Source organism: Sandarakinorhabdus sp., assembly GCF_031430775.1.
Taxonomy (GTDB): domain Bacteria; phylum Pseudomonadota; class Alphaproteobacteria; order Sphingomonadales; family Sphingomonadaceae; genus Sandarakinorhabdus.
In genome coordinates, this window is sequence record NZ_JANPCD010000195.1 from 26,549 (window position 1) to 42,088 (window position 15,540).

General features: G+C 63.6%; 21 protein-coding genes and 1 tRNA gene. 15 read left to right on the top strand and 7 right to left on the bottom strand.

From position 1 onward, the window contains the following. Positions 1-5: 5 nt before the first annotated feature. On the bottom strand, positions 6-728 hold the full coding sequence (locus RMQ73_RS12410; RefSeq protein WP_310498569.1) for a methyltransferase domain-containing protein: 723 nt from the start codon (positions 726-728) through the stop codon (positions 6-8). A gap of 182 nt (positions 729-910) precedes the next feature. Between RMQ73_RS12410 and RMQ73_RS12415 the strand changes: the two genes are divergently transcribed. The 5 genes from RMQ73_RS12415 to RMQ73_RS12435 all read left to right on the top strand — a co-directional run bounded on the left by RMQ73_RS12415 (position 911) and on the right by RMQ73_RS12435 (position 3,369). Next, positions 911-1,741, top strand: a complete 831-nt coding sequence (locus RMQ73_RS12415) for a ComF family protein (protein WP_310498570.1) — start codon at positions 911-913, stop codon at positions 1,739-1,741. Further along, positions 1,728-1,985, top strand: coding sequence for a glutaredoxin 3 (grxC, locus tag RMQ73_RS12420; RefSeq protein ID WP_310498571.1), 258 nt, complete (start codon positions 1,728-1,730; stop codon positions 1,983-1,985). Before RMQ73_RS12415 ends, grxC begins: the two co-directional genes overlap by 14 nt. A 2-nt stretch (positions 1,986-1,987) precedes the next feature. Next, entirely contained in the window at positions 1,988-2,812 is an 825-nt protein-coding gene (locus RMQ73_RS12425; RefSeq protein WP_310498609.1) for a carbon-nitrogen hydrolase family protein, read from the top strand. Then, a complete protein-coding gene (locus RMQ73_RS12430; protein WP_310498573.1) occupies positions 2,809-3,222 on the top strand; it encodes a DUF1178 family protein in 414 nt (137 codons plus the stop codon). The genes RMQ73_RS12425 and RMQ73_RS12430 overlap by 4 nt, the downstream gene beginning before the upstream one ends. 70 nt (positions 3,223-3,292) lie before the next feature. After that, a tRNA-Arg gene (locus tag RMQ73_RS12435) sits at positions 3,293-3,369 on the top strand. Positions 3,370-3,427: 58 nt separating this feature from the next. Here the strand turns inward: RMQ73_RS12435 and RMQ73_RS12440 are convergent. Genes RMQ73_RS12440 through hemE form a run of 3 tightly spaced genes read right to left on the bottom strand, consistent with a single transcriptional unit; the run spans position 3,428 to position 6,093 of the window. Further along, positions 3,428-4,570 (bottom strand): histidinol-phosphate transaminase, encoded by a 1,143-nt coding sequence (locus RMQ73_RS12440; protein WP_310498574.1) that lies wholly within the window; start codon positions 4,568-4,570, stop codon positions 3,428-3,430. A gap of 35 nt (positions 4,571-4,605) precedes the next feature. Further along, positions 4,606-5,055 (bottom strand): CopD family protein, encoded by a 450-nt coding sequence (locus tag RMQ73_RS12445; protein WP_310498575.1) that lies wholly within the window; start codon positions 5,053-5,055, stop codon positions 4,606-4,608. Positions 5,056-5,058: 3 nt separating this feature from the next. Next, positions 5,059-6,093, bottom strand: coding sequence for a uroporphyrinogen decarboxylase (gene hemE, locus RMQ73_RS12450; RefSeq protein ID WP_310498577.1), 1,035 nt, complete (start codon positions 6,091-6,093; stop codon positions 5,059-5,061). Positions 6,094-6,490: 397 nt separating this feature from the next. Here hemE and RMQ73_RS12455 point away from each other — a divergent pair, with 397 nt between their 5' ends. From RMQ73_RS12455 to RMQ73_RS12500, 10 genes are all read left to right on the top strand, one after another. Then, entirely contained in the window at positions 6,491-7,345 is an 855-nt protein-coding gene (locus RMQ73_RS12455; protein WP_310498579.1) for a pyruvate, water dikinase regulatory protein, read from the top strand. Continuing rightward, entirely contained in the window at positions 7,342-7,935 is a 594-nt protein-coding gene (locus tag RMQ73_RS12460) for a nucleoside triphosphate pyrophosphatase (protein ID WP_310498580.1), read from the top strand. The genes RMQ73_RS12455 and RMQ73_RS12460 overlap by 4 nt, the downstream gene beginning before the upstream one ends. Further along, positions 7,932-8,753, top strand: a complete 822-nt coding sequence (aroE, locus tag RMQ73_RS12465) for a shikimate dehydrogenase (RefSeq protein WP_310498581.1) — start codon at positions 7,932-7,934, stop codon at positions 8,751-8,753. Before RMQ73_RS12460 ends, aroE begins: the two co-directional genes overlap by 4 nt. Next, on the top strand, positions 8,750-9,346 hold the full coding sequence (gene coaE, locus RMQ73_RS12470) for a dephospho-CoA kinase (protein WP_310498582.1): 597 nt from the start codon (positions 8,750-8,752) through the stop codon (positions 9,344-9,346). Before aroE ends, coaE begins: the two co-directional genes overlap by 4 nt. 52 nt (positions 9,347-9,398) lie before the next feature. Then, on the top strand, positions 9,399-10,073 hold the full coding sequence (dnaQ, locus tag RMQ73_RS12475; protein WP_310498583.1) for a DNA polymerase III subunit epsilon: 675 nt from the start codon (positions 9,399-9,401) through the stop codon (positions 10,071-10,073). A 77-nt stretch (positions 10,074-10,150) separates the two neighbouring features. Continuing rightward, complete coding sequence (gene hpf, locus RMQ73_RS12480; protein ID WP_310498584.1) at positions 10,151-10,810, top strand: ribosome hibernation-promoting factor, HPF/YfiA family; 660 nt, start codon at positions 10,151-10,153, stop codon at positions 10,808-10,810. 8 nt (positions 10,811-10,818) lie between these two features. Beyond that, entirely contained in the window at positions 10,819-11,298 is a 480-nt protein-coding gene (locus RMQ73_RS12485) for a PTS sugar transporter subunit IIA (protein ID WP_310498585.1), read from the top strand. Beyond that, complete coding sequence (locus RMQ73_RS12490) at positions 11,295-11,618, top strand: DUF1491 family protein (RefSeq protein ID WP_310498587.1); 324 nt, start codon at positions 11,295-11,297, stop codon at positions 11,616-11,618. Before RMQ73_RS12485 ends, RMQ73_RS12490 begins: the two co-directional genes overlap by 4 nt. Positions 11,619-11,805: 187 nt before the next feature. Continuing rightward, on the top strand, positions 11,806-12,414 hold the full coding sequence (locus RMQ73_RS12495; RefSeq protein WP_310498588.1) for a cell wall hydrolase: 609 nt from the start codon (positions 11,806-11,808) through the stop codon (positions 12,412-12,414). Positions 12,415-12,475: 61 nt separating this feature from the next. Then, positions 12,476-12,958, top strand: coding sequence for an MmcB family DNA repair protein (locus RMQ73_RS12500; protein ID WP_310498590.1), 483 nt, complete (start codon positions 12,476-12,478; stop codon positions 12,956-12,958). Between the two features lie 21 nt (positions 12,959-12,979). Here RMQ73_RS12500 and RMQ73_RS12505 read toward each other — a convergent pair whose 3' ends face one another. The 3 genes from RMQ73_RS12505 to RMQ73_RS12515 all read right to left on the bottom strand — a co-directional run bounded on the left by RMQ73_RS12505 (position 12,980) and on the right by RMQ73_RS12515 (position 15,524). Then, entirely contained in the window at positions 12,980-13,525 is a 546-nt protein-coding gene (locus RMQ73_RS12505; RefSeq protein WP_310498591.1) for an ActR/PrrA/RegA family redox response regulator transcription factor, read from the bottom strand. Then, positions 13,525-14,817, bottom strand: coding sequence for an ActS/PrrB/RegB family redox-sensitive histidine kinase (locus RMQ73_RS12510; RefSeq protein ID WP_310498592.1), 1,293 nt, complete (start codon positions 14,815-14,817; stop codon positions 13,525-13,527). The genes RMQ73_RS12505 and RMQ73_RS12510 overlap by 1 nt, the downstream gene beginning before the upstream one ends. 98 nt (positions 14,818-14,915) lie before the next feature. Continuing rightward, a complete protein-coding gene (locus RMQ73_RS12515; protein ID WP_310498610.1) occupies positions 14,916-15,524 on the bottom strand; it encodes an ankyrin repeat domain-containing protein in 609 nt (202 codons plus the stop codon). Positions 15,525-15,540 lie beyond the last annotated feature (16 nt).

Consider the following 15,540-nt stretch of genomic DNA (forward strand, 5'->3'; position numbering starts at 1 on the left):
GTTTCTCAAATCCGGCTGCCCAGCGCCTTTGCCAGGCTGGTCGTCGCACTGCCGGGCGCCAGCGGCACCGGCTGGCCGGGACCCGGCGCCCATCCCGTCACATAAATGATTTCGGCTGTCACCGATGTCTTGCCGTCCGGGTCGGCTGCCTCGGCGAATCGCGCCGCTGCCGAGGCCAGCACATCCCGGCGCAGGGCAGAACGGCTATGCAGCACCGAGCGCGCGCCCATCGCCGTCACATCGTCCAACAGCGCGAAAAGCCCGGCATAGCGCACGCAGACCCGTTCCACATCTGCGACGGGCATGGCAAATCCCGCCCGCTGCAACAGACCAGCCGCAGCGCTGGCCTCGACCATCGGCGCAAGCCGCGCCGCCGCGCCGCCGGTGATATCGGCTTCTGCCGTCAAAAGCGCAGCCCGCAATTCAACAAGCGTCATCCCGCCGACAAAGGCCGCGACAAACAATCCGTCCGGCCTGAGCACCCGCCGAATCTGCGCAAGGGCGCCGGGCAGGTCGCTGACGGTTGCCAGATTGCCCGCACACATCACCAGCTCGAAACTGGCATCGGCGAAGGGCAACCGGTCCTCGTCTGCCACTATCCCGCCTGGCTCTGGCGCCAGCGCCGCGCGCACCGCTCCAGGCCAGACCGGCATCGGTCCACCAAGGTCAAGAACGTCGCGAAAATCCCGCGATACGTCGGCGATGCGTTCTCGCAATTCGTCTGCCATGGCGCGGTGCAAGAAATCTGCCGTAGCAAAACCATTCACCGCCCGCCTGTGTCGATGTCGGCGCAGCGCGCGGTCAAAGGGTTCTATCTTGGCCATGATGTGCCATAGCGCGGCGGCGCCCCTTGCGGGAGAGGGCGAGACGAGCGCAAACAGTCCGTATGGATGGTGCATCATCAAGGATCGTGTCCAACGGAAAACGCGCCGCGACCGTCCTGTTCATGCCATTGCGCCAGCTATTCGATCTGGTGCTGCCGCCGCGTTGCCCTTCCTGCCGCGTCATCGTCGACGGCGATGACCGTTTCTGCTCGGCCTGTTATGCCGCACTGCAATTCATCTCGGCGCCCTTGTGCGCCTGCTGCGGGATACCGCTTGTCCATGACGGCGGACCTGACACGCTATGCGGGGGTTGCCTGGCAGAGCCGCCAAACTATGCCACGGCACGCGCCGCCTTTGTCTACGCCGGACCGGCCCGCAGCGTCGTGCTTTCCTTCAAGCACGGTGATCGCCAGCATTTGGCGCGGCTGATGGCGCCGCATCTGCTCCGTGCCTCTGTCGGAGGGATTACGGCTGACAGTCTGGTCGTTCCGGTGCCGCTGCACCGTTGGCGATTGTGGGAGCGCGGCTTCAACCAGGCTGCCCTCATGGCTACGCAACTGGCCCGGCTGTCGGGCGCCAAGACATGCCTGGACGCAATGCAGCGCGTGAAGCCCAGTCGAAAAGGGCCAATGGACCGCGCCGCCCGGCGAAAGAATGTCGCAGGTGCCTTTCGCGTTCGTGATAAAAGCGTCATTGCAGGCCGTCATATCCTGTTAATTGACGATGTGATGACGTCGGGGGCAACGGTAGCGGCCTGTGCCAGAGCGTTGAAACGGGCTGGCGCGACACGAGTCGATGTCCTGACCTGGGCGCGTGCGGTTCGGGTCGGCGACGACGTTTCCGGGCGAAATGCGGGCCGGTCCGCTACGCACGACAGCCGGGAAGCCGATGAGAAGGACAGTTATGGCCAAGGTTGAAGTCTACACCAAGTTTCTCTGCCCGTTCTGCACACGTGCCAAGGCGCTGCTCACCAAAAAGGGCGCCGCCTTCGAGGAACACGACATCACACTGGGCGGCGCTGGCCGATCCGAAATGATCGCCAGGTCCGGCGGGCGCCAGACCGTGCCCCAGATATTCATCGACGGTGTCCATGTCGGCGGCAGCGATGACCTTGCCGCGCTTGACCGTGCCGGCCAGTTGGATCCTATGCTGGCGGCATGATGCTGCGACTCGGCCTTGTCCAGACCAACACCGGCATCGATCCGGCGCAGGAGGCAAGGCAGCTTGCGGCTGCCATAAGTGACCTGGCTGCACAGGGCGCCCAGATCATCTTCACACCGGAAATGAGCGGGCTACTGGACAGGGACCGCACCCGCGCCAGCGGCAATGTGAGAGCAGAAAACAAAGATATCGTACTTGCGGCAGTGCGCCAGGCCGCGGCCGCCCACAAGGTCTGGGTGCAGTTGGGCAGCCTTGCCCTTCGCGATGACGACGGCGGGCCATTATTGACCAACCGGGGTTTTCTCATTGATGACACCGGTGCCATTCGTGCCCGCTATGCCAAGATCCACCTTTTCGATGTTGTGCTTGGTGATGGCGAAACCTACCGCGAATCTGCGGCTTATACCCCGGGGGAACAGGCTGTTGTGGCTGGCACGCCTTGGGGAGCGCTCGGCATGACCATTTGCTACGATGTGCGCTTTCCGGCGCTCCACAGGACACTTGCAGAGGCGGGTGCCGTCATGATTGCAGTGCCCGCCGCCTTTACCCGGCCGACCGGCGCGGCGCACTGGCACGTCCTGCTGCGCGCGCGCGCCATTGAAACCGGCTGTTTTGTCATCGCTGCGGCCCAGACCGGTGACCATCAGGATGGCCGTGCCACTTTTGGCCACAGTCTCGTTGTCGGGCCCTGGGGTGATGTCCTGCTCGACATGGGCACCGTGGTGGGCAACGCCGTGATCGATATCGATCTGGGCGCGGTCGCAGATGCCCGCCAAAGGGTGCCGGCACTTGCGAATGCCCGAACCTTTTCGTTGCCCCGAGCATGATTGTTTTCGACCTGCGCTGCGGTGTAGCCCATGTATTCGAAGCTTGGTTTGGCAGTTCCGACGACTATGAGTCCCAGCGGATACGCGGCCTCATTGCCTGCCCGGTCTGCTGCAATACCAGTATTGAAAAGGCCGTCATGGCACCCGCTGTCTCTGCCAAGGCCAATCGCCAGGCCGATGCTTCACCCACTGACGCTGCAACCCGGCTGCTGGCCTTGCAGCGCCAGCTTGAAGCCGGTTCCGATTATGTCGGCGACCGTTTCGCCCAGGAAGCGCGTGCGTTGCACGAAAATGGCCAAGCCCGCAGCATCTATGGCGAGGCCAGCCAAGAGGATGCAGCAGCGCTTGTTGCCGAAGGCATTGCATTGCTGCCCATGCCGTTTCGCCCGCTGATCAGGTCAGACGCCTGAACCGCCAGCACGTCTTTCACGACGAATTTTGCTTGAACTCGCCCGCGTCACCGGCAAAGGCAGATGCAATGCACCCGTAGCTCAGCAGGACAGAGCGACGGTTTCCTAAACCGCAGGTCGCAGGTTCGAATCCTGCCGGGTGCACCATATTTCGTTTGCCCTCACACGCCGGCTGTATGGCTCCCACCCTAGGCCTTTGGACCCATCAGCTGCCGAGCAGCATCGGTAATGCATCGGCGTATCGTTGCACGTCGGCAATACGACCAGTCGAAACCCGCGACCAACGGGCAAAGGCCGGACCATAGCTGCTCCTGATGCGAATTCCCCGTGTTGCCATGGCCGCTTGCAGACGGTTGGCATCCGGCACTTCGATGAGCACAAAGCTTGCCTGGGAAGGCAGTGCGCGCACTCCAGCCTTGGCGGCAGCACCCAGCAGGATCTGGCGAGCAGCGATAATCCGGCCGCGAGAATAACGCACGAAATCCAAGTCATCATAGCTGGCAATAGCCGCGGCAAGGCCTGCGCTGGACAAGCCGATGGTGGTGCGGGCAGCTTTCATCGCGGCAATGAGGGGCGCCGGCCCCAGCGCATAACCGATGCGCAAACCGGCAAGTCCGTGCAGTTTGGAAAAGGTGCGTGTCAGGATCAGGTTGGCACCGGATCTGACGAGATCATCAAGGCCATGGGCTTCAGGATTGTCGGCCAATTCGAGATACGCCTCGTCGACAAGCACGGTGGAGTACGGCGAGACATTGGCAATGAACCCGCGCAGCGTCGCCGGCTCCAACATCAGGCCGGTCGGGTTGTTGGGATTGCACAGATAAACCAGACCGGCGCTGCCGGATGCTGCCGCCATGGCAACCAGATCAATGCCCATGTCGGGTGCCAGTGGCACAGACTGAAAGGCAATACCTTGTGCGGCAGTCAGCAACAAGACTTCGTCAAAGGTCAGGGCAGGCGCAAGAATCGGGCCTTTGCGGCCGGCGACGATGTGCGCGGCTGCAAGCAATTCGCTGGAGCCATTGCCGAGCACGACCTGGTTCGGCGCAACACCATGCCGGCTGGCAATCATCGCAATCAGCTGTGGTTCGATGTCGTCAGCATAATAGCAGCCCTGCGCAGCCCCATCGGCCATGGCACGCAGGGCAGATGGTGCAGGGCCATAAGGGTTTTCATTGTAGACAAGATGTGCGTCGCCTGGCGCAGGACCAAATCGCGGAAGCAATTTGCGTGTCTTTATTGCCGCTGATGCTGGACCGGCCACAACCGCGGCCGCCATTGCTGTACCGCCCAGCATACCCCTGCGTGTGACCATGGCCTGTGTTCCCCTTTGTCCCGAGGCTGGCATGACGCTGCCGCCTCGGCAAGCGGCCAGATGCCGGGTCAGAATGGCTTCACGACGACCAGGATGACGATGGCAAAAGTGGTGAGCGACGGCACTTCGTTGAGCAGACGCAGGGCTTTCTCGGTTAACGGGCGCTCGCCAGCGGCAAAACGCCTTGTCATGCCGACAGTCCAGCCATGAAAACCGGTAAGACCCAGAACGATGACGAATTTGGCCATGAGCCAGGCTGGCCAGCCCAGATGGAAGGCAAGCAGCAGTCCTGCAACCCATGACACCAGCATGGCCGGCGTCAGGATGATGCGCCGCAACCGCTGGCAACGCGTATCCCACAGGAGCGCTTCCGGCTCACCGGCACCAACCGGATGCCAATAAACCAGAAAGCGTGGCACCATGAACAGGCCGGCCGTCCAGAAAATCACGAAGCTGACGTGCAGCGCCTTGACCCACAGATAGGTCTCTCCCAGCCAGCCGACAGCGAATTCCAGCATGGGTCAAAGCGGCTTGTGCAGCAGGTCGAGCAGTTCCTCGACATGATCCACCGGCGTATCAAGCACGATGCCATGGCCCAGATTGAAGATATGCGGGCGGCTATCGAACGCTGCACGAATACGTGTCACCGCCGTCTTGAGAGCATCGCCGCCCGCAATCAGCGCGAGCGGATCCAGATTGCCCTGCACCGGCATGCCGACGGGCAGCATCATGTCTGCCCAAACAGGATCGATGGTTTCATCCAGGCCGACGGCATCGACGCCTGTTTCCGCGGCATATGCCGCCAGTTTTGCGCCGGCACCCTTGGGAAAGCCGATGATGGGGACATCACCGTGAAGCTGCATCAGCCGGCTGACGATGTCGGCTGTCGGCGCGATCACCCAACGTTCGAACTGGGCAGGTGACAGGCTGCCGGCCCAGCTGTCGAACAATTGCACGGCCTGCGCACCAGCATTGATCTGGCCCGACAGATAGTCGACGGTGACAGTGACGATACGGTCGATCAATGCCTGGAACGCTTGCGGATCGCGATAGGCCAGTCGCCGCGCCTCGCTCTGGTCCTTGGATCCTTGTCCAGCGACCATGTACGTCGCAATCGTCCAGGGCGAACCGGCAAAACCCAGCATGGTCACCTTGGGATCAAGCGCGGCACGCACCTTGGTCACGGTCTCGTAGATTTTCGCCAGATGACCAGGTTCGGGTGTCAGATGCGAAAAATCGCCGTCCGACAGCGCCGGCGACAAATGTGGGCCCTCGCCGACACCGAATGTCAGGTTCTGGCCCATCGCATGCGGCACGATCAGGATGTCGGAAAACAGGATGGCACCGTCCATGCCAAAGCGCCGCAACGGTTGCAAGGTGACCTCGCAGGCGGCATCGCTGTCGTAGACCAGTTCCAGAAAACCGCCCTTTTCAGCGCGCAAGGCCCTGTATTCCGGCAGATAACGTCCTGCCTGCCGCATCAGCCAGACTGGCGGCGGGTCACGATGTTCCCCTTTGAGCACGGCGAGCAGCGGCGGATCGGAAGCGATGGTCATGCCTCCCTTTCATGCCCCCCGGATGGCTGGTCAAGAGGGCTTGGCCCGCGCAACATTTCAACAAACAAAGATTCTTGAGAAATGATTGTGATTGATAGTTGGGGGGCTGAATCATGGGGATTAAACGCCATGAGTCCCTTTTTGCACAATCGCCATTCCCCGCAACCGGCAGCAAACACGCGAGTCGCAGGACTTTTCCCCGTTATCCACAGGCATGCCTGTGGAATCATTCCCAGCCACAACAACATGCCCATGCTTTGCCCGGGGCTGGGTGCAATTGCGGCTTGTCGGCTTGTCCACCATTGGCCTAACGCTTGGTCCCTATGCTTATCCCCAGATTCATGCCCGGCTTTTCGTGCGCCCCGTCGCGCTGCGGCGTCTGTTTGGAGCTGATGCCATGACTGCGGACGCCGCCAGAGACGCAGGCAAGCTGCATCTGCACCTGATCAGCGATTCGACTGGCGAGACGCTCGAATCGGTGGCCAAGGCCGGCCTCGCCCGGTTCGAAGGCGCACAAGCCATACGGCATTTCTGGCCGATGGTGCGCTCCGAAGGCCATCTCGACCGCGTCATCGAGGAAATTGCCCGGCGGCCGGGACTGGTCATCTACACGCTGGTCGATGGCGGCGTGCGTGACCGGCTTGAACAACGCTGTGCTACGCTCGGCCTGCCGCTGGTGTCGCCGCTTGACCCGACGATCAGCGCGCTGTCCGAACTGCTCGGCCAAGCAGCGACGCGGCGACCGGGCCGCCAGCATGTCATGGACCAGGCCTATTTTCGCCGTGTCGATGCCATCAACTACACGATGGTGCACGATGACGGCGCCGGGCATGATGACTGGGAAGAGGCTGATATCGTGCTTGCCGGCGTCTCGCGCACGTCCAAGACGCCGACCTCCATCTATCTGGCCAATCGCGGCTACAAGACCGCCAATATCCCGATCGTGCCGCAATCGCCGCCGCCGGCCAGCCTGTTTCATCTGAAGAACCCGCTGATCGTCGGGCTGACCACTGCGCCGGACCGCCTGATGATGATCCGCCGCAATCGCTTGCTGACCCTGGGACAGACGGCCGACACGGAATATGTCGATATCAGCCGCATCGAGGCCGAGGTTGCCTATGCCCGGCGCATGTTTGCTGACCACGAAATCACGGTCATCGATGTCACGCGGCGATCCATCGAGGAAACGGCTGCGGCGATCATCAATCTGTATCAAGCGCGCGAGGACGCAGGCGAGGGCAAATCGGAATGATCATTTTGGCCAGCCAGAGCGCGGCGCGCAGAGCCATGCTGGATGCAGCCGGCGTGGCGCATCTGGCGCTGCCGGCCCATGTCGATGAAGAAGGCGTCACCGCCTCTCTGCTCGCTGAAGCCGCCAGCCCCGAACGCATTGCCGACGCACTTGCGGAACTCAAGGCCATCAAGATTTCGCGGCAGCACTCGGACGCGCTGGTACTGGGCGCCGATTCCGTCGTTGTCACCCACGACGGACGGCTGCTGTCGAAGCCTGGCACTCTTGCCGGTGCGCAGGCTCAGCTTCGCGACCTGTCGGGCACCAGCCACCGGCTGATCTCTGCGGCGGTGATCGCGCAAGGCGGCCAGCCGGTATGGCGCGCCGGCGGTGCGGTGCGGCTGACCATGCGGCCGCTATCGGATGCGTTCATCGCGGACTATCTGGCGCGCGAGGGCGCCGATGTGCTCGGCTGTGTCGGCTGCTACCGCATCGAAGGGCTGGGCGCGCAACTGTTCAGCCGCATCGATGGCGATCAATTTACCATTCGTGGCCTGCCGCTGCTGGCGGTGCTCGATTATCTGCGCACGCGCGGGGTGATGGCGTCATGACTGCCAACCCGATGGCCGCTGTCATCGGCTGGCCGCTGGACCATTCGAAATCGCCGCTCATCCATGAATTCTGGCTGGAAAAGCTGGGTCTGGAAGGCGGGTATCGCGCCTTGCCGATACCGCCGGAGACGCTCCGGTCATTCATCATGGCGCTGTCGGCGACGGGGCTGGTGGGTGTCAACGTGACCATTCCTCACAAGGTGGCGGTGATGGACCTTGTCGACACGCTCGACGATTCGGCGCTGGCCGTGGGGGCAGTGAATACCATCAAGGTTTTCCCCGATGGACGCACCGGCGGCGCAAACACCGATGTCGACGGCATTTGCGAGCCTTTGGCCGGTCATGACCTGCGCGGCCGCGAGGTCATCATCCTGGGCAGCGGCGGCGCTGCGCGGGCCGCCGTCACCGCAGCGGTTGTCATGGGCGCCGATTGGGTCACCATCGTGGCGCGGGACCTCGACAAGGGCGCGGCGCTGCTACGCGGTGCAGGCCAGCAGGGCACGGTTCTGCAATGGGGTGGGCCTTTACCTGAATCTCCCGAAGTCGGCCTGTTATTCAATGCGACCAGCCTGGGCATGGCTGGCCAGCCGCCACTCGATATCGATCTGTCGGTGCTGCCGGATGATGCTCTGGTGTTCGATGCGGTTTATGTGCCGCTGGAAACGCCATTGCTGCGGGCGGCGCGGGTGCGAGGGCTGGGCACAATCGACGGGCTTTCGATGTTGATCGGCCAGGCGGCAACTGCGTTCGAGATTTTCTTCGGGTATGCGGCGCCGCGCGAACACGACGCCGAACTGCGGGCGCTGCTGACACGATGAGGGGACGCGCGACCATCATCGGCCTGACCGGATCGATCGGCATGGGCAAATCGACGGTGGCAGCGATGTTCCGGGCGCTGGGGGCGCCGGTGTTCGATGCCGATGCCGAAGTGCGGCGCGTGCAGGGCCCCGGCGGCCGGGCGCTGGCCGCCATCGAGGCGGCGTTTCCGGGCACGACTCATGCCGGCGGGCTGTACCGCGAAAAGCTCGGCGCCCATGTCTTTGGCGACCGCGCCGGGCTGAAACGTCTTGAGATGATCCTGCATCCGTTGGTGGCCGAGGCCCAGTCGGCGTTCCTTGGCGCCCATCGTCAGAAGGACGCCGTGGTGCTGGATGTGCCGCTGTTGTTCGAAAAGGGTGGCTGGCGGCATTGCCATGTGACTGTTGTGGTGTCGGCTCCGGCACGGGTGCAACGGGCGCGGGTCCTGGCGCGGCCGGGCATGACGGCCGACAAGCTGGCTGGAATCCTCAAATCTCAGATGCCCGATCGCGACAAGCGCCGCCGCGCTGATGTCGTCATCGAGACCGGCCGGGGCCGGCGCCACACCCTGCACGCCGTCAGGAAACTCGTCGCTGCGCTGCGCCGGGGCTGACACGGGCGCGCAAGGCCTTCTCTTGGCGGCGGCTCGGCGCTACATGCCCGCCATGGCCCCGCTTCGCGAAATCGTCTTCGATACCGAAACCACCGGAATTTTCCCCGGTGACGGCCACCGCATCGTCGAACTTGGCGCCGTCGAGATGATCGACCGGGTCGTGACCGGCCGCACTTTCCACAGCTATGTCGATCCGTGCCGGCCAATGCCCAAGGACGCCCAGGCCGTGCATGGGCTGTCTTCGGATTTTCTCACCGGCCAGCCCATCTTTGAATCGATCATCGATGAATTCCTCGCCTTTATCGGCGACGCGCCCCTGGTTGCGCACAATGCAGTGTTCGACATGGAATTCCTGAACTGGGAGCTGAAGCGCGCCGGCATGCCGGTCATTCCCCACAGCCGCGCCATCGACACGCTGGAAATTGCCCGGCGCAAGCACCCCGGCGGCAAGAACACACTGGACGGGCTGTGCAGCCGCTACAATGTCGATCTTTCGGCGCGCACCAAGCATGGCGCCTTGCTTGATTCCGAACTGCTCGCCCGTGTCTATGTCGAGTTGACCGGTGGCCGACAGATCGGTTTCGACCTTGCCAGCGAGGCAAGCGAGGAGGACACTGTCATCGAGCGCGTGAGTCTGGCGGTGCGTGCCCATTCAGCCAGCCCGGAGGAGCTGGAGCGTCATGCCGCTTTTGTCGCCGGTCTCAAGGACCCGCTCTGGTTGCAATAACGTTTGCAGCCGTGAACGTTCTGCCGTCTCGGCGATTCCTGCTGCGGCGCCAGGACAAGACCCAAGGAGACAATTGCATGGATATCCGCATCTCGGGCCATCAGGTCGATACCGGGGCTGCTTTTGGCGCGCATGTGCGCGACCGGCTCAGCGCCATGGTGACCAAGTATTTTCCGCGCGCAATCTCGGCCCATGTCACACTGGGGCCAGCGCCGCACGGCCATTTCGGATGTGATATCGTCATGCATGTCATGGCCGACCTGATCCTCAAGGGAAGCGGACGTGCCACAGATGCCAACCCGGCCTTTGATGCCGCCGCTGATCGGATCGACAAGCAGCTGCGCCGCTACAAGCGCCGTCTCAAGGACCGGCACTCGCCAAGCGCCATGCGCGGCACCGAACCGATGCCCGCTCTGGACGCTGGCCCGGAGTCTGGCCCGGGCACTGGTCTCGACAATGCCGGCTACATGATCTTTGCGGCCAATGCCGAGGACGAGGGAGATATCGGCGATGCACCGCTGGTGATTGCCGAGACCCGTGTCGATATCCCGCAGGCCAGCGTCAGCGATGCCGTGATGATGCTCGACTTGCGCAACACCAATGCCCTGTTGTTCATCAACAGCGCCTCGGGTATTCACAATATGGTCTATCGGCGTGAAGACGGCACCATCGGCTGGGTTGAACCCCGGGCGTCGGGTTCCGGTGTCACTCCCGGTGTCGCAATCGCAGCACAGTAAGAAGAACCATGCCGTATTCCAGTGGCTTTGCAGATCTTGTCGTCGCGGACGGCTTCCTTGTCGACCTGGCTGTCGCCAGCAAGGACGCCGCCTTGCGCGCCCTTGCTGGCGCTGCCGGTGAAGCGCTCGACATTGCGCCCCTGACCATCCTTGAGCGCGTTCGCATGCGCGAAGCGCTGGGTTCGACCGGCTTTGGCAGCGGCGCAGCGATTCCCCATGCCCGCATCGAGGGTCTGGACCGCTGCGCCGTCGTGATTGCTCGGCTCGGGCGGCCATTGGAATATGATGCGCTGGATGCCAGCCCCGTGGATGTCATCGTGTTGCTGTTGTCGCCCGAAACCGCCGGCGCCGATCATCTCAAGGCGTTGGCCCGCATCAGCCGGTCGTTGCGGGACCCGTCCACACTGGCGGCCATTCGCAGCGCGCAAAGCGTCGCGGCGATGGCCGAAGCGATCAAGTCCGTGGCATCGGTGCGCCAGCTGGCGTGATCCCCCGGCTTGCCAGCGGGATCAAGATTTCGGCCTTGTTGCGCGGCGTCGCGGCGGCCGGCGGCTTTGGCGTGGTCGTCGCGCGCGGTGACGACACGGCAGGCGCCATTGCCATCGTGACGCGTGAACGCGGTGAAACCGCCCTGATAGCGCCGATGCCCGCCAGTAGCGGCGGTCATGAATGGGTCGTCCTTGCCAGGGACGAATCGGTGTCCGACTGGATCGAACGGGCCCGCCGCCGAGATCCTGACCTGTGGATAATCGAACTGGACATCCCGGACGCCGCACGCTTCGTCGCGCGCACGCTCGGCGATGATTGACGTGGTAGCCGGTTATCTCGTTTAGCTGAGGTTCAGGTGAATGCGCGGCCCGTGGGCGGGCGGCGCGGTGTTTCCCCTCAGCGGACCGGACCGGGCTTCAGCCCAGCGGTCGATGGCGTTTCCCGAGAGTTTCCGGGCCAGCATCGACAAGCGGACTCGGACAAGGCCGTGCGCGACGACAGGTTTCATGCAGGCAATTTTTTCCTGGGTACACGGCACATCTCCCGGCCAATGGCTGCGGATCATCCTGTTGCCGATCGCCGCCGGGCTGTTGCTCGCCGCGGCAAATGCCTCTGATTCGTTGCCTGTACAGATCGTCACGCCGCCACAACCCGCCACCGCCGTGCTTCAGGTCGCGGGCGACGATATCGTCACTGCCGAATCCGACCCGATGCCGCTGCCCTTGCTCGTTCGCACGGCCGCCAGCGATACCGATACGGTCGACCGCCAGCTTGGCTGCCTTGCCACCGCCGTCTATTTCGAATCGCGCGGCGAGCCGCTCGAAGGCCAGCTTGCCGTCGCCCAGTCTATTCTGAACCGGGTGGACTCCGGCCGATACGCAGACACGATCTGTGCCGTCATCAAGCAGCCGGGGCAATTTGCCTTTGGCCGCGCCCGCGCACCGCGCAGCACTGATGACTGGCGCACCGCCGTCGCCGTCGCCCGTATTGCCCGCGACAACCTCTGGCCCGAAATGGCGCAAGGGGCGATGTCCTTCCACGCCAGCCGGGTGTCACCGGGCTGGCCGCGCCGCGATCGCATCGCGCGCATCGGCAACCACATCTTTTATCGCTGATCGGGCGGCGCTGCTCGCCGCCTCTTGATGTTCCCATAATGTTCCGACATGCTGGAACATCATGGCATCAGAAACACCCATCGCCGCGCCACTTACCGCCGCTGATGTTCTGCGCGGTACTTGCCGTTGGCTGGTGCGTGCCGGCGTCGCTCCGCTCGCGGAAGTGCCGCTGGCCAATGGACGGCGCGCCGACATCCTGGGCGTTGACGATGCTGGCCGGCTGACTCTGGTCGAGATCAAGGTCAGCCTGTCCGATCTGCGCGGCGACCGCAAATGGCCGGACTATCTGGACTATTGCGACCGCTTCTTCTGGGCAGTGCCCGCCGGCTTTCCACTGGCTGATTTCGAGACAACGGGTTTTGCCCCGGCGCGCACAGGCCTCATCGTCGCCGACCGCTTCGACGCCGAACCTGTGCGCGAGGCGCCCTGGACCCAGATTGCCGCCGCGCGGCGCAAGGCCATCACCCTGTCTCTGGCGCGCCGCGCCGCGCAGCGGGTTCTGGCAATCAACGATCCGGAAGCGTTGGGGGCCTTGCTCGCCTGAACTGGCTCAGCCCTTCCTGGATTAGCGCGGGCTGCGCTTCGCCAGGATCCGCTGCAAAGTGCGGCGGTGCATCTTCAGCCGCCGGGCGGTTTCCGACACATTGCGTTCGCACAGTTCATAAACGCGCTGGATATGCTCCCACCGCACCCGGTCGGCCGACATGGGTTCGGGCGGCGCTTCGGCGCGGCTCGACCCATCGGCTGACAAGGCGCGAACAATGTCCTCGGGCTCGGCCGGCTTGGCGAGATAGTCCACTGCGCCCGCCTTCACGGCGGCCACGGCTGTGGCCAGGTTGCCATAACCCGTCAGCATGACGATGCGGACATCCGGGCTGTTGGCGCGAAGCTCGGCTACCAGATCAAGGCCGTTGCCGTCCGTCAGCCGCATGTCCACAACGGCATGGGTCGGTTTGGAACGCGCCGCCTCGACACGGGCTTCGGCAAGGCTGCCCACGGCAGTCACCGCAAAGCCCTTGCGCGCCAGCAGCAGCGCCAGACGTTGGCGAAATGGCACGTCGTCATCAACGAGCAGCAGCGGCTTCGCTTCACTTTCCGGGATTGTGGCCATCACAGGTCTTCCTCTTCGTGGTGCACTTGCACCGTTTCTATATTTGCACGTGCCCAGCGCACGTCCACCTTGCCGCCACCCTCCGGACGATTGCCGAACGTGAGACGACCGCCGGTGCGTTCAATAAGCGTGGTCGCAATGAAAATGCCAAGGCCGGTGCTGCCAGACCCTGACCGCGACGGCCCAAGCATGGGCTCGCCCAGGCGAGGCAGCAAATCGGGCGGGAAACCGAAGCCGTCGTCAAGGACTGAAACGCATACGTCCTGCGCCGTGGCAGTGATTTCGATCACCACCTCGGTGCCGGCATGACGCACGGCGTTGGCGACCAGATTGTTCAGCCCGTGCAGCAGTTCGGGAGACCGGCGGACCAGCGGCAGCGGTGATGCCGCGGCCACGCGCACCGGCACCCGGGTGGGCGCCACCGACTGGGCCACTTCATGCAGAAGAATGTCGATGCCGAGATTGGCGAACGGGTCTTCGGCTTCGGCCCTTGTGGCGATGCCCTTCATGATGCGCCGGCTGCGAGCGGCTTCGGACGCCAGCAGGCGGATGTCATCGCCAAAGTCCGGATCGTCGCCCAATTGCTCCTCAAGGCTATGTGCAATCAGCGAAATCGTACCCAGGGGCCCGCCCAGTTCGTGCGCCGCCGCTGCGGCCAGACTGCCAAGCGCGGCCATGCGCGATTCGCGGGTCAGCGCCGCTTCGGTTGCTACCAGCGCCCGGGCCCGGTCGCGCGCTTCGGCTGATACCATCCACAGATAAATCGCCAGAAATCCGATCGCCAAGGCCAACGAGATGGCGACACCGATTTGATAAGTAACCGGAAAGGTTGGAGGCGGACCGTCCCAGGGCAGCGGCCGCGCCCAGAACCATTGCACGATCAGAATCAGCGCCGCCAACACCGCCAATGGGCCCATGGCACGCGCATGCAGCAAAGTGGCTGCGATGGTGATCGGCACAATCAGGAGGACGGAGAAAGGATTCGCGATCCCGCCGGTCAGGAACAGCAGCACGCCAGCCTGGATCAGGTCAAAAGCCAGATGCAGCGCCAATTCCCGGCCGGTCAGGCGCGCAGACCGCTCGTAAAGCGTGACAAGACCGATGTTGATGATACCGGATGCCGCAATGGCGGCAATCAACGAGGCCCATGGCAAAGGGTACTGCATGAGCAACCCGACCACGACGAGCGTCGAGGTCTGCCCGATGATCGCGATCCAGCGCAGCGCGGCAAGGGTGCGCACGCGCACGCCCGGCCGGTCAAAGGCCGCCGAGGCAATTGAAGGCCGTTCCATAATGACGGTCTAGTCGCTGCGCTGCGCGGCAGCCATGCGGCGCATGGTTACAGGGCCAATCAATGGTCCGGTCGCTGGTTCAGTCTCTGGAGCCCCGCTCAGAGCGATGGTCCTTGGACATTGCGGGCAGCGCGCACCGGCACATCCTTGAGCATCCGGACGATGGCGGCGGCACGCGGATCATTGCTGGCAGCGGTGCGGGCGCTGACACCACTGTTGTCGGCCAGATCCGGATTGGCACCGCTTTCGATCAGCAGTTTTGCCATATTGGCATCGCGGCCCTGCACGGCCTTGAGCAAGGCGGTTTCGCCCAGCCGGTTCTGGGCATTTATCTGTGCCTTCAGCTGGATGAACAGCGATGCGCCGTCCTGCCAGCGGGCAAGGCTGGCGAGGATCAGCGGCGTGTTTCCCTGACCGTCCTTGGCGTTGATATTGCCGCCCTTTTGCACGATCAGGCCGACCCAGCCGATATCGCCCCGCTTGGTGACAATGTGAATTGCGGCGTCGCCGGTATCGAGGTCGCGCGTGTTGACGACCGTGGTGCCCGGCTTGTCGGCCATTTCGATCGCCTTGCCGACATCCTTGTCCTTGACTGCCTTGAGCCAGGTATAGCTTTCGGAAAACTGCGCCGCGGCCGGCGTCGCCGGCAGGATCAGCGCTGCCGGGCCAGCGGCCAGCAGCAATGCCGCAAAAGCCATGCGCCACATCGACAAGGGAACACCT

What these genes read in the sequence shown, in the direction of transcription:
- RMQ73_RS12430 (WP_310498573.1), top strand. Translation starts at nt 2,809, where the DNA reads ATGATTGTTTTCGACCTGCGCTGCGGTGTAGCCCATGTATTCGAAGCT.
- RMQ73_RS12410 (WP_310498569.1), bottom strand. Translation starts at nt 728, where the DNA reads ATGGCAGACGAATTGCGAGAACGCATCGCCGACGTATCGCGGGATTTT.
- RMQ73_RS12440 (WP_310498574.1), bottom strand. Translation starts at nt 4,570, where the DNA reads ATGCCAGCCTCGGGACAAAGGGGAACACAGGCCATGGTCACACGCAGG.
- RMQ73_RS12495 (WP_310498588.1), top strand. Translation starts at nt 11,806, where the DNA reads ATGCAGGCAATTTTTTCCTGGGTACACGGCACATCTCCCGGCCAATGG.
- RMQ73_RS12505 (WP_310498591.1), bottom strand. Translation starts at nt 13,525, where the DNA reads ATGGCCACAATCCCGGAAAGTGAAGCGAAGCCGCTGCTGCTCGTTGAT.
- aroE (WP_310498581.1), top strand. Translation starts at nt 7,932, where the DNA reads ATGACTGCCAACCCGATGGCCGCTGTCATCGGCTGGCCGCTGGACCAT.
- RMQ73_RS12455 (WP_310498579.1), top strand. Translation starts at nt 6,491, where the DNA reads ATGACTGCGGACGCCGCCAGAGACGCAGGCAAGCTGCATCTGCACCTG.
- RMQ73_RS12510 (WP_310498592.1), bottom strand. Translation starts at nt 14,817, where the DNA reads ATGGAACGGCCTTCAATTGCCTCGGCGGCCTTTGACCGGCCGGGCGTG.
- RMQ73_RS12500 (WP_310498590.1), top strand. Translation starts at nt 12,476, where the DNA reads ATGGCATCAGAAACACCCATCGCCGCGCCACTTACCGCCGCTGATGTT.
- dnaQ (WP_310498583.1), top strand. Translation starts at nt 9,399, where the DNA reads ATGGCCCCGCTTCGCGAAATCGTCTTCGATACCGAAACCACCGGAATT.
- coaE (WP_310498582.1), top strand. Translation starts at nt 8,750, where the DNA reads ATGAGGGGACGCGCGACCATCATCGGCCTGACCGGATCGATCGGCATG.
- RMQ73_RS12445 (WP_310498575.1), bottom strand. Translation starts at nt 5,055, where the DNA reads ATGCTGGAATTCGCTGTCGGCTGGCTGGGAGAGACCTATCTGTGGGTC.
- RMQ73_RS12460 (WP_310498580.1), top strand. Translation starts at nt 7,342, where the DNA reads ATGATCATTTTGGCCAGCCAGAGCGCGGCGCGCAGAGCCATGCTGGAT.
- RMQ73_RS12485 (WP_310498585.1), top strand. Translation starts at nt 10,819, where the DNA reads ATGCCGTATTCCAGTGGCTTTGCAGATCTTGTCGTCGCGGACGGCTTC.
- RMQ73_RS12515 (WP_310498610.1), bottom strand. Translation starts at nt 15,524, where the DNA reads ATGTGGCGCATGGCTTTTGCGGCATTGCTGCTGGCCGCTGGCCCGGCA.
- hemE (WP_310498577.1), bottom strand. Translation starts at nt 6,093, where the DNA reads ATGACCATCGCTTCCGATCCGCCGCTGCTCGCCGTGCTCAAAGGGGAA.
- hpf (WP_310498584.1), top strand. Translation starts at nt 10,151, where the DNA reads ATGGATATCCGCATCTCGGGCCATCAGGTCGATACCGGGGCTGCTTTT.
- grxC (WP_310498571.1), top strand. Translation starts at nt 1,728, where the DNA reads ATGGCCAAGGTTGAAGTCTACACCAAGTTTCTCTGCCCGTTCTGCACA.